General features: G+C 59.5%; 13 protein-coding genes and 1 pseudogene. 3 read left to right on the top strand and 11 right to left on the bottom strand.

Going from position 1 to position 10306, the window contains the following annotated elements; all coding sequences use genetic code 11:
* The first annotated feature begins 126 nt into the window (after positions 1 to 126).
* A pseudogene (locus KDG50_01555) lies at positions 127 to 315 on the top strand (antirestriction protein ArdA).
* On the opposite strand, the gene KDG50_01550 reads toward KDG50_01555, so the two are convergent.
* Positions 276 to 1559 (bottom strand): type II toxin-antitoxin system HipA family toxin, encoded by a 1284-nt coding sequence (locus tag KDG50_01550; GenBank protein ID MCB1864089.1) that lies wholly within the window; start codon positions 1557 to 1559, stop codon positions 276 to 278. The pseudogene KDG50_01555 and the gene KDG50_01550 sit on opposite strands and share 40 nt — an antisense overlap.
* Positions 1549 to 1890, bottom strand: a complete 342-nt coding sequence (locus KDG50_01545; GenBank protein MCB1864088.1) for a helix-turn-helix domain-containing protein — start codon at positions 1888 to 1890, stop codon at positions 1549 to 1551. Before KDG50_01545 ends, KDG50_01550 begins: the two co-directional genes overlap by 11 nt.
* 248 nt (positions 1891 to 2138) lie before the next feature.
* On the opposite strand from KDG50_01545, the gene KDG50_01540 reads away from it, so the two are divergent.
* On the top strand, positions 2139 to 2699 hold the full coding sequence (locus tag KDG50_01540) for a hypothetical protein (protein MCB1864087.1): 561 nt from the start codon (positions 2139 to 2141) through the stop codon (positions 2697 to 2699).
* A 41-nt stretch (positions 2700 to 2740) separates the two neighbouring features.
* On the opposite strand, the gene KDG50_01535 is transcribed toward KDG50_01540, so the two are convergent.
* The 9 genes from KDG50_01535 to KDG50_01495 form a co-directional block, all read right to left on the bottom strand.
* Positions 2741 to 3148, bottom strand: coding sequence for a hypothetical protein (locus KDG50_01535; protein MCB1864086.1), 408 nt, complete (start codon positions 3146 to 3148; stop codon positions 2741 to 2743).
* A 641-nt stretch (positions 3149 to 3789) separates the two neighbouring features.
* On the bottom strand, positions 3790 to 5133 hold the full coding sequence (locus KDG50_01530; protein ID MCB1864085.1) for a HipA domain-containing protein: 1344 nt from the start codon (positions 5131 to 5133) through the stop codon (positions 3790 to 3792).
* Positions 5126 to 5395 carry a hypothetical protein gene (locus tag KDG50_01525; GenBank protein MCB1864084.1) on the bottom strand — a complete coding sequence of 90 codons (270 nt, stop codon included), beginning with the start codon at positions 5393 to 5395 and terminating at the stop codon, positions 5126 to 5128. The genes KDG50_01530 and KDG50_01525 overlap by 8 nt, the downstream gene beginning before the upstream one ends.
* Positions 5396 to 5646: 251 nt before the next feature.
* Positions 5647 to 5997, bottom strand: coding sequence for a type II toxin-antitoxin system RelE/ParE family toxin (locus KDG50_01520; protein ID MCB1864083.1), 351 nt, complete (start codon positions 5995 to 5997; stop codon positions 5647 to 5649).
* A 4-nt stretch (positions 5998 to 6001) separates the two neighbouring features.
* Entirely contained in the window at positions 6002 to 6253 is a 252-nt protein-coding gene (locus tag KDG50_01515) for an addiction module antitoxin (GenBank protein MCB1864082.1), read from the bottom strand.
* A gap of 130 nt (positions 6254 to 6383) precedes the next feature.
* Complete coding sequence (locus KDG50_01510) at positions 6384 to 7484, bottom strand: Fic family protein (GenBank protein MCB1864081.1); 1101 nt, start codon at positions 7482 to 7484, stop codon at positions 6384 to 6386.
* Positions 7485 to 7722: 238 nt separating this feature from the next.
* Positions 7723 to 8136: a type II toxin-antitoxin system VapC family toxin gene (locus KDG50_01505; protein ID MCB1864080.1), complete on the bottom strand. Its 414-nt coding sequence runs from the start codon at positions 8134 to 8136 to the stop codon at positions 7723 to 7725.
* Complete coding sequence (locus KDG50_01500; protein ID MCB1864079.1) at positions 8133 to 8375, bottom strand: AbrB/MazE/SpoVT family DNA-binding domain-containing protein; 243 nt, start codon at positions 8373 to 8375, stop codon at positions 8133 to 8135. The genes KDG50_01505 and KDG50_01500 overlap by 4 nt, the downstream gene beginning before the upstream one ends.
* Positions 8376 to 8881: 506 nt before the next feature.
* On the bottom strand, positions 8882 to 9235 hold the full coding sequence (locus KDG50_01495; GenBank protein MCB1864078.1) for a helix-turn-helix domain-containing protein: 354 nt from the start codon (positions 9233 to 9235) through the stop codon (positions 8882 to 8884).
* Between the two features lie 29 nt (positions 9236 to 9264).
* Between KDG50_01495 and KDG50_01490 the strand changes: the two genes are divergently transcribed.
* Positions 9265 to 10305, top strand: coding sequence for an efflux RND transporter periplasmic adaptor subunit (locus KDG50_01490; protein MCB1864077.1), 1041 nt, complete (start codon positions 9265 to 9267; stop codon positions 10303 to 10305).
* Position 10306 lies beyond the last annotated feature (1 nt).

The raw sequence follows: 10306 nt of genomic DNA, 5'->3' as shown, positions 1-10306 counted from the left end.
GATGGGACCACTGGGTCATATACCTCCAGCAGAAGCTGAGGCAAACTACTACACGCAACTCAACCGTCAGGCCGCGATGGCGGCGTGACTTAAACCAAACAGCCTCCGCGATACCCGGGGCGGTTCATCAACGAGACCAGCGAAGTTCCCGAGCATCTTCGCTACTACATCGACTACGATGCCATCGCTCGTGACATGAAGATCAATGAAGAAATCGTCGAGATTGCCCGTGAGCTCATCGTGACCAACGCGCAGGAGTGCGCTATCGCCATAGCTTATGGCGGTGCTTCGACCGGCAGGCGGAAGCCCGGATAGGCGAAAGCGCTTTTGATGGTTTCGCAGTCCTTTTCAGAGACACCTGCGCGGCGTGAGGTTTCATACCACGTAGCGCTGATCTGCTCTTCCATGGCGGTAATGAGCGCATCTGCCCGTTCGCGTTGCACGAAAAAACGCTGGCTTTGCGAAACCAGGTTTTGGGCATGCGCATAGCGGCCCCAGTCACCACAGCTCAAGGCAAGGTCACGGCGCTCCATGCTGATCGGCATTGATGGCGTCAGATCGTAAGCCGGTGAGAGCCGCCAGTCCTTATCCCTGGCGATGAGCGCATGATTGCGCGGGTGATCATCAGTGTTCGAGATCAGCGCGTTAAAAACCATGCGGTCAAAAAGCTCGGCGGCATCATTTTTCGGATTAGAGCTTGCCCGGCGGAGTTCTTCGGCCATCAGAACATAAGACCATCGATCGCGCTGTTGATGCGTATCCTCGGTACGCAGCAATGTAAGCCCGCTGATCATGCGGGCACGCAGATAACCCTCATCCGTTTTTTCACGGTCAAATCGCTTTACAAGCAGAACATCGCGATCACCAACCGTGATGGTCTTGCTTTGCGCGCTCTGGATACCGCAAGCACGAGCAAGTAATAACATCGCATGCTCGGTACGCGCATGGTTCCATTTATCATCAGGGCGATTGAATTTTGCGATCCACAGCCCATCATCATCCTCAACGACAGCCTTGGGCCGCGCCCCACCCATTGACGTGCCGATCAACATTAAATCCTCGACCTGTTCGGCTTCCGGCCCTTGTGGCGGTTCTTCATCTGCGATGATGGTGTCGGCGAGGGCCAGTATTTTTTCAAGATCGAGCGTTTTGTTGAATTTCCGCTTGGGCGCAGGCGGTTCCTGCCCCAGACCGAACCCCAATGCACCGGCGCGGTCGTCAGGCGCGTATAGAAGATAATCAAGCTCGCCGAGCTGCGGCTTGCCCGCATGTTTTTCAATGACACGGCGACCCCAGTAATCCGGACCCGCATCGCGCAGTGCCCCGAACATGCCCTTAAGAGCGGCCGTGCGATAGGTGGTCCTGCCAAGTTTGAGTTCGACCGGATCGATTGGAACGGCGTCCGGGCGCTTTAGATAACTCTTCCCGTAAACAAACCGGCCCACCGGCATTCCGGTGCGATCCAGTTCGCGCACGAATTTCCCCGCCGTCACGAATTCGCTCGTACCGGGCAACGTTAAATAGACAAAACATTCCGTCGTGCCGAGGCTAGAAGTCACTATCAAGCTCCTCGTCGCAGCGTGCGCGGGCGCGCCCGCGTGATAGCTCAAGGCTCAAGCCCTCTTCATCACGGGCCGGGTCGGCAAGTGTCGCCATCGGCTCCAGTAAGCCGTAAGCCCAAAGCAAGGCGGTATAAACGACAAGACCTGTCGAAGGCTTGCCTTTCTCTGCGTCCCTGACGGCGCGTGGCCCCGTACCTATTTTTTCAGCGACATCCTCTATCGTCAGATTGCGGCGCAATCGGGCCGTACGCAGGTTACGTCCCAAGCGCTTGATGGCCTGTTCGACCGGATAGGGCGGGGTTTGGGTTAAAAGGTTCCTGGCTGCCATGTGCTTTTAAGGGCTCTCTATAATTGTTTATCTGCTTTTAAGAGCATATAGCGTATTTTGTTCCTTGGCAAGAAAAAAATGCTCTCAAGAGCAAGTTAAGCGCTTATAATAGCTCGTCAGAGCACATACTTTAGAAATAAACGCCAAAAATACCGACCCCATGAAAAATGTTACATATTATCTTTACTCGCAGATAGTGTATATGTAACATATTCTATGTCTCAAGGAACCTACCGGAGAAACCGGTGATGCCTGTCATCCGTATAAACGATGCCACCTTCGTTGATCTCAAGGCGATTTCCACCTGGCTGGGAACCGATACACCCTCCGAGACCGTTGACGTTCTCGTCCGGTCCAAAATGAAAGACCTCGGTATGGAGCGCGACATTGAAAACGCTGTCGCTCACAAAGGTCCCGATGATGAGGCGCTGGTATTTGAAAAAGCGCCCGGCCTCTCTTTTACACGCATCCTGTCCGCCAGCATCAATGGCAGACAACCCGAGAAAGTGAACTGGGCAGGATTGCTGCTCGATGTGATCGGGATCGTCAAAGCTAAAGGTTTGAGTGGAGACAAGCTCGTCCACGAACTGCAAGTACCGGCGAAACAAAGGGAGTACGCAATGGATGGGTACAAATTTATGCCGGAGCTTGGCATATCCATCCAGGGGCAATCAGCTGCGGATGCGTGGAAGGAAGTCAGCCGCCTTGCCAATAAGTTCGGTATTCCGGTTGAGGTTCGTTTCCAGTGGCGTGAAAACGAAAAGGCCCAGCATCCGGGCAAGATCGGCGTGATCCACGCGGGGTCGTGAGGGACGAGGGCGCGCACGTCGTTTGACGTGCGCATGTCTCGCTAGGGCAGATCGCCTGGCTGATCGCCCCACTGGTCCTCCGGCCCCATCGCTTCGCCGTCGCCGAGCCTGGCATGATTGTTCATCACTTCATCACAGGCCTTCAGGCGCGCGACCACGGCAGCGGCGCGAAAACGATCGTAAATCTTGGTAATGTCGCGGCGGTGTCCGACATGCTCGAACACAATATGCGCTGATTCCGCGCAATAACGTTTGGGGCGAATGATATTGCCCTGTTTTTGCGCCCGTCTCATACGCAGATCATGGTCCTCCTGTTCTTCCCGCGTCCTGTCATGGCGCAACATGCCAAAGTGATAGGTTAAGGTGCGATCAAAGGCAAACCATCCTTGCCTGGTTTTCACTTTGAGCGCGGTGGGTGTCAGCAGGACACGGGTTTTCTTGCGCAGCATGCGGACATACAGGCGTAAGAAAATTGCTCTCGTGCCCAACGGACCCACAAGCCCGAGAAGCCAGATCAGACCGGCGTTCGGTTCATGGGCAACAAGCAAGGAAAAGCACAGCGCGGCGAGACCGAAGTCTCGCCGCCAAGGGTCATTTCATCAGGTGGAGGCGGCGAAGTACACGATTGACCCAACCATTAAACGTTGGCGTCATGTACAAAAACGCAAATAGCGCAAGAATCACCAGGACCCCATTGGTTACGTCCTTAAAGGTCACCCTCCACCTCCTCCATCTTGTCGATGGCGGCGAAGAACGCGATCGACCCAGCGTCTGAACGACGTGGGCGCAATGTACGACAGCGTGCCTACCGTGATCAGTGCAGCAAGCAGCTGCACTACGTTGTCAAACATCATCCTTCTCCGCATTTGACATGGTGGGCCACCATGAATCCCGGTCAAAGACCGAGTAATGCCCCGATTTTACCACCACCACCCCACCCGGGCGGCCCTCCATAGCCGCAGCGACTTTTCCTGGTGCGGCTACCGATCGACCAGCCGCGCCGCGCGGGCCAGCCCATCGAGCGCCGCGTCGCTGATCTGCGCCGGGTCAATCCAACGTGATCGCCGATAGACCAGTGTTTTTGCCCAGGCTACGGTCGCGACTGTGCAAGCTGTTTTCGTACCGAGCTGATCGTGTCGATGAGCCGGTCGCGCGTGGGTGCCGGCACACGGTCACCGAGATTCGCGATGCGATCAGTCAGTGCGTCGGTACGCGTGTGCATGGTGGCCAGCATTGCCGCAGTTTCGCCTTGGGGGAGGGCGTAGTGGGTTCCCAACCTCTCCAGATCCTCCGCCAGCGTGCTGGCGCGCTCGAACGGCAGTGCACTCAGCAGATCGTGTTGCGCCCAGGCGCGCATCGGGGCGGGGTCGTACACGGGTGAGAGCATGAGTGCGCCCTGTGCATCGTACTGAAACGACAGATTGCGAAGGTGCAGATCGCCGTTGCCTGTAAGCATTGCGGCAATGAACCGTCGGAATACTTCGCGCTTGAGCGTGCGCGGATCGGCCGCGACCACGCCAGGCAGCCGGTCGATCATGCGTGCGAGCGTTTCCATGTCCACATCCATCGTGTCGCGCGCGCTGCGTGAACCACCCGCCAGTACGGAGTGAAACGACTCCAGCGGGAGCGAGTGGCCGGCGGCAGCGCGATCGAACCGTTCGACGAGCAACACGGGTTGGTCGTCCTCGCAGCGCCACTCGTTCCAGGGCACGGTGAACCCGAGCCGGCGCATCTCATCGAGCATCAGATTCTCCAACGCCAGCTCGCCGCGGTAGCGTTCGCGCTCGAACTTCACCAGCACCTGCCGGGTGCCGGCAACGCCGGGCGGACCGAGCAGGGCGCCGCCCCGGGCGTCCGTCGCGAGCGAGGCGAGCAGCTTTGGCACCATGCCGCCGACCGAGGGCGTCGGCCCGAAGTAACGCAGCAGCCGCTCCGCATCCGGGCCTTCGCCACGCGCCAGGATCGCGCTCACCGTGCGCAGGACGGCGCTCAGGCTTGAACCCTCATCGACACTCGGCATCGCCGGGACCGCGTCGTAGAAACGTCGTGCGTGGCCTTCGCTCGCGAATACGTCGAGATGGCCGATTCCGCCGTGGCCGGCGTGCACGAGCAGTATCCAGTCGGTATCGAGGCCCGGGGCAGGGCGGATGCCCTGAGCGGCCAGATGTTCGAGCCAGATGCGCCGTTGCAGGTTGTCCGCCCCGGCCGGTGGGATCAGGTCGACCAGGGGCGGATGAACCGGAAAACGCTCGGTGGCGGGATGCACGATCGTGCGCCCGGCGACTTTCGCGGGATCGAACAGGATCGACAGGCCAGGGCCGGCGTAGTCGGCATCGTAGGTAAACCGCGCCTCGGCCCCGGTGAATACCAGTCGACCCATGCGCTGCGGGTGGCCCGCCTGCGCGGTCCAGACCTCGGCATGGCGGTCAGTCATCGAAAAGGGTGCCGGCCAGGGCGTCGACGACCGCTTCGGGCGCTGGCCCATCCAGCCAGCCCAGGCGCGTGCCGACCACCTCTCCGAGCCGGCGCAGCTCGTCGACCGTAGCCGGCGGGGTGCCGGTTTTCTTGCGTGAGAAGGCGTCCGGGCGAATCCCCGCGCGGCGCGCCAGCTCACCCTCGGCAAGCCCCTGCGCGGCGGCGCGGCGGATGATCTCGCTCAGGAGCGGGTCGGTTCTTTTGGGCCGATCTTTGCGCATTAACGCAATACGATACTCCGATATTGCGCAAATACGCAAAATTGATGATCTTCGCTGTACCCGGCGGCCGTCCTTGCAACCCTGTAATTCGTGCTCGGTCTGGGCTCAGCTCTGGCCGAACTGACGGACAACCCGCGTGGCCAGGATTTGCATCGAGACAGGCGAGGCTTCAATGAGGCATTGGCGTAATGCCAATGACCCTTTGCGGCGAAGCTTCGGCTCCGCCCCTGGTGCCCGAGCTTGCTGTGAACTCAAGCACCGGGCTGATTCCCGCCTGCCGGCGAGTTGTCGCCGAAGAACTCGCCCCGGAAACGATCGATCTGATGCATCCGCTCGTGCAGGACGGTCACGATGCCAATGTCGTCATTGGAGAGCCGCCGCCAGTACACGAAATGTCGCTGGTAACGGAAAAAGAACCCTTCCACGCCGAACTCAGCCGGAACCGGTCGTGAGGCGACGCCCCGCGACTCGATACGCTCGAATGCGTCGAACAGGCCGGTTATGTAGCGCTCGGCCTGCAACTCGCCCCAGCGATCGCGGGTGTAACGGTAGATCTCGTCGAGCCGCCAGGACGCCGCTTCCTGGATGCGAACCTGCGCCATGTGATCAGCTGCGGTTGCGCTCGATCACCTCGGCAGCCGTCAGCGGTTTGTAGGCGGACTCAGGCGCGGTATACGCCTGCGCCAGTTCGGCCTTGAGCCGGTCGAACGCTTCGCGTTCCACCCGCTCCTTGTCGCGGCGGATCAGGTCGCGTATGTACTCGCTCACGTTCTCGTAAGCGCCGTGCGCGCCGACGTTGGAGGCGACGAAGTCGCTGAGCGTTTCATTGAGGCGAACCGTCATGGTGGTCTGGGGCATGGCGGGGGCTCGATGAGCAAAGGTTGTATTCAATATACTCACGATTGAATACACCGACAAGGCGCGCGGGGGGGGGCGGGATACCGCTGGTGCGGGCGACTGTCGGCCCGTGATACCCCCAACCTTCCGCTTAATGCAGGACGACTGAATAGCTTGTGCTGCGCCCGCCCGCGGGGCCTTTCTGCAGGGCTCCGCGCTCGATCAAATCGAGGATATCCCGATGGGCCGTATCCTGGGAGCAACCGGCAAATTTTGCCCATTTGGAGGTGGTGAGGGCTCCGTCGAAGCCGTCCAGGATTCGGTTCAGCACTTTGATCTGACGCTCGTTGAGTGGTTCTTTGGCAAAGCGCTCCCAGAACCGGGCCTTTTTAAGCACCCCTTCCAGCGTGCGCTGGCTGCCTTCAATGGCGCGAAGCAGGCAGGTCAGAAACCATTCCTGCCAGGCGGTGATGTCACAGTTTGCCTTCTGCGTCCGCTCCAGCGTCTCGTAGTAGGCGCCGCGCTCGGCGCGAATCTGCTCGGACATGTTGTAGAACCGCTGTCCGGTGCCGTCGGCGCGTGCCAGCGCCATGTCGGCGATCGCACGCGCGATTCGGCCGTTACCATCGTCAAACGGATGCAGGGTCACGAACCAGAGGTGTGCGAGGCCGGCAAACAACAGTGGGTCCACATTGGCCGGTTTCTGATACCACTTCAGGAAGGCCCTTATTTCTTTCGGCAGGCGTCGGGCGGGCGGGGCCTCGAAGTGGACCTTCTGTTTGCCGATCGGACCGGAGACCACCTGCATCGGCCCGCTGGAGTCGTCGCGCCAGGTGCCGACTCGGATTCGGAACAATCCGTTTCGCCCGGTTGGGAACAGCGCGGCGTGCCACCCGAACAACCGCTCTTCGGTCAGTGGTGCGGCAAAGTTTAGGGTCGCATCGAGCATCATCTCGACGACGCCGTCGACATGGCGATTTGAGGGGACGCTCCCGACGATCTCCACCCCCAGCTGCCGGGCAATGGACGAACGTACCTGCGCACTGTCAAGGGTCTCCCCCTCGATGGCGCTGGACTGAACCACATCCTCGGTCAGGGTTCGAACCTGTGCTTCGCTGCGCAGATCAAACCCGAGGGCCTGCATGCGACCCAGGAGTCGGCCTTGCTCGCGGGACACCTGGGCCAGCAAACCGGCGAGTTGTCCTTCGTCCCAGGTCAGATCAGGCCAGTCAGCTTGCTCCCAGATGTACATTTAATCTCCGCTTATTCAGCACCGATTATCGGAGTGATTCTCCGCTTGCGTCAATATATTTACCGTAAAATCTACGGAGAATAATCTTGTGTTCCTCTGCATTCGGGCGAAGCGGTTGGCGCGGGTGGAGTAGCTCTGCACCGTATTCCATCCGTGAGGAGGCCCCGAGATCTGAGTCGCGTACGCCCTCCTAGTCGTTCTTGAAACGAGTAGGAGTGAACAGGAGTAGCCGGAGCGGCTAGCCGCTCAACCAGTTCTCGGTCTTGAGGCCCGGGACTCGGGCGAACTCGCGGATATTGGCAGTGACCAGTACCAGGTCGGCCGACAGTGCGTGGCCGGCAATCAGGAGGTCGTTTGGACCGATGGGCGTTCCTCGACGCTGAAGTTCGTGACGAACCTGAGCGTAACGGCGGTCGGCGGGCGCCTCCAGCGCAAGCACTTCCATCGCCGACAACAGGAGTTCGACCCGCTCGGCGAGTTCTCCGGATTGGGACTTGGCGGCCCCATAGCGGAGTTCGGCGGCCACGACGACACTGACGCAAATCGACTGCTCCCCGACTTCGGCAATTTTTGTCGCTACCGGCCCTGCTGGCCGCCGAATCAGGTCCGAGACGATATTGGTGTCGAGCAGATAACGCAGGGCCACCGTCAAAGTTCCACGTCTTCCATGGGAGTGAGGTCCTGATCCACGTCCGGGAACTCGGTTTCGACAGGTGCGAGCGTCGCCAGAAGTTTCAGCAGCCGACCCTTTCGCACTGGTTCGATCACCAGGCGGTCACCTTCCTTTCGCAGGATGGCTTCGTTTCCCTCCAACTCCAGCTCCCGAGGGATACGCAGCGCCTGATTGCGGCCGTTACGAAAAAGCCGGACTGTTCGCTCGATGTCGGCCATGATGGACGCCCTCCAAAGCATATGTCATAGCATATGCTGAGCTGCTCCAGGTGGTCAATGTTCCCGACGTGTGTAGCCTGAGTGTCCGGTCATCTGGGTCGGCGGGCGGCCGGGCCGGTCGTCAATGTGTGCATGAAATAGACATTCAAATCAGACAGCCCTTGAGATAATGTATCGACTATGTACTTAAATAATTAATAACTATCACGCCGTTATGCGTAGTTATACAAATATGTACAATAAATAATCTTTTTATACGCTCGTATTGACCATTGTAAATACGGGCTACGAACCAGGGTTCGAATCCTTCCGGGCGCGCCAACTTTCTCGATAAATTTCAGGCCCTTACGCGCGCTCTGCAACGGAGTGCCGCTTTGCCGACTTCCCTCCGGGACACTCTCGGGACAGTTCCGGGACACTCGCGAAATCGCGCATTCGAAAACAACCCCATTTTGACTCTATAGCACCGGGCCGGATTGGTTCGTGTGCCAAGCGCGGAGTCCGATCTAGTCGTCGCGGATGAATTCGGCGAGATCGCCCAATTCGCACTCGAAGTATCGGCACAGCCTGTCAAGGATTTCGGTGCCTACGTTGTAGTCGTGCTGGTTGGCAATTTTTGACAGTGTCACGCGATGGATGCCGGTCTTTTCGGCAACTAACCAGCGGGCGACGACTTTTGCGTGGTAACTCGCGAATCCATGTGGCGCTAACAGCGGTGGCCGGCGGAGAACTGAGAGTGGGCCTGGCAGTCTAAACTTGACCAATAAATAACCGATCCCGCTGGAACCGGAATGTTGCCTACAAGAATCACCCGACGGGGAGTGCTGTGAGACATCAGTCAGGCGTTTTGAGTGCGGCATTTGCCGCCTGCCTCGTTTGTTTTTCCGCCATGGCCGCAGACGGCGCAAAGCCGCCGCCCACGCCAGTGATCGTTGCCGAGGCGTCCATCAAGGCCTTTGCGGACAGGATCGAGGCGCTTGGAACCCTGCGAGCGAATGAGTCTGTTGCGCTGACTGCATCGGTTACCGAAACGATCAGCGCGTTGTATTTTGACGATGGCGCTCGCGTGTCGAAGGGGCAGGTTCTGGTGGAAATGACGTCGGCCGAGGAGCATGCCCAACTGGAGGAGGGCAAGGCCCTCGTCGAGGAAGCGCGACGCCAGTATCACCGCGTGAAGTCGCTCGAGACGACGGGCGCGGCGGCAAAGTCCCTTCTGGACGAGCGCTCGCGTGAGCTGGAAACGGCGCGTGCCCGATTGGCCGTCATTGAGTCGCGCCTTGCGGATCGCTTGATCAGGGCGCCCTTTGACGGCGTGATTGGCCTGAGAACCATCAGTGTCGGTGCCCTGGTGGAGCCCGGGGACCTGATCGCCACACTCGACGACGACAGCGTCATGAAGCTGGATGTGTCGGTCCCCAGCATTTATCTCGCTTCACTCAGATCCGGTCTGATGATCTCTGCGAGCACGGATGCCTATGCCGATCGCAGCTTCACCGGCAAGGTCAGCGGTGTGGACAGCCGGATTGACCCCGTAACACGTACGGTTCGTGTTCGCGCGCTATTGCCCAACCGAGAGCGTTTGTTGAAACCGGGCATGCTGATGCAGGTGACGGTCAGCAACAATCGACGGGATGCGCTTGCCATCCCCGAAGCCGCATTGATGCCGGTCAGCCGCGAGCAGTTCGTGCTGGTTGTCGTGCCCAATGGCGACGGACACAAGGCCGAACGCAGGAAAATCAGCATTGGCGGCCGCCGTCCGGGCGAGGTTGAAGTTCTGGATGGCCTGAAAGCGGGCGAGCGGGTCGTCACTCACGGAACCATTTCCGTACGGCCGGGCACGGCGGTAACGATAAAAGACGTCGACGATGGCTCCCGATCAGTCGCTGATATCTTGCAGTCCGCGCCGAAAAATGCGCCAGCGGTACCCTAGG

Source organism: Chromatiales bacterium, from assembly GCA_020445605.1.
In the GTDB taxonomy this organism is placed as follows: domain Bacteria; phylum Pseudomonadota; class Gammaproteobacteria; order JAGRGH01; family JAGRGH01; genus JAGRGH01.
Note: the sequence above shows the minus strand (reverse complement) of the source record. Positions and strands in the feature narration are given on the sequence as shown.

Excerpts from the sequence above, each read along its gene's own strand:
- KDG50_01515 (MCB1864082.1), bottom strand. The coding sequence starts at position 6,253 with ATGCCCCAGACCACCATGACGGTTCGCCTCAATGAAACGCTCAGCGAC.
- KDG50_01530 (MCB1864085.1), bottom strand. The coding sequence starts at position 5,133 with ATGACTGACCGCCATGCCGAGGTCTGGACCGCGCAGGCGGGCCACCCG.
- KDG50_01510 (MCB1864081.1), bottom strand. The coding sequence starts at position 7,484 with ATGTACATCTGGGAGCAAGCTGACTGGCCTGATCTGACCTGGGACGAA.
- KDG50_01490 (MCB1864077.1), top strand. The coding sequence starts at position 9,265 with ATGGCCGCAGACGGCGCAAAGCCGCCGCCCACGCCAGTGATCGTTGCC.
- KDG50_01545 (MCB1864088.1), bottom strand. The coding sequence starts at position 1,890 with ATGGCAGCCAGGAACCTTTTAACCCAAACCCCGCCCTATCCGGTCGAA.
- KDG50_01540 (MCB1864087.1), top strand. The coding sequence starts at position 2,139 with ATGCCTGTCATCCGTATAAACGATGCCACCTTCGTTGATCTCAAGGCG.
- KDG50_01535 (MCB1864086.1), bottom strand. The coding sequence starts at position 3,148 with ATGCTGCGCAAGAAAACCCGTGTCCTGCTGACACCCACCGCGCTCAAA.
- KDG50_01520 (MCB1864083.1), bottom strand. The coding sequence starts at position 5,997 with ATGGCGCAGGTTCGCATCCAGGAAGCGGCGTCCTGGCGGCTCGACGAG.
- KDG50_01525 (MCB1864084.1), bottom strand. The coding sequence starts at position 5,395 with ATGCGCAAAGATCGGCCCAAAAGAACCGACCCGCTCCTGAGCGAGATC.
- KDG50_01500 (MCB1864079.1), bottom strand. The coding sequence starts at position 8,375 with ATGGCCGACATCGAGCGAACAGTCCGGCTTTTTCGTAACGGCCGCAAT.
- KDG50_01495 (MCB1864078.1), bottom strand. The coding sequence starts at position 9,235 with ATGCCGCACTCAAAACGCCTGACTGATGTCTCACAGCACTCCCCGTCG.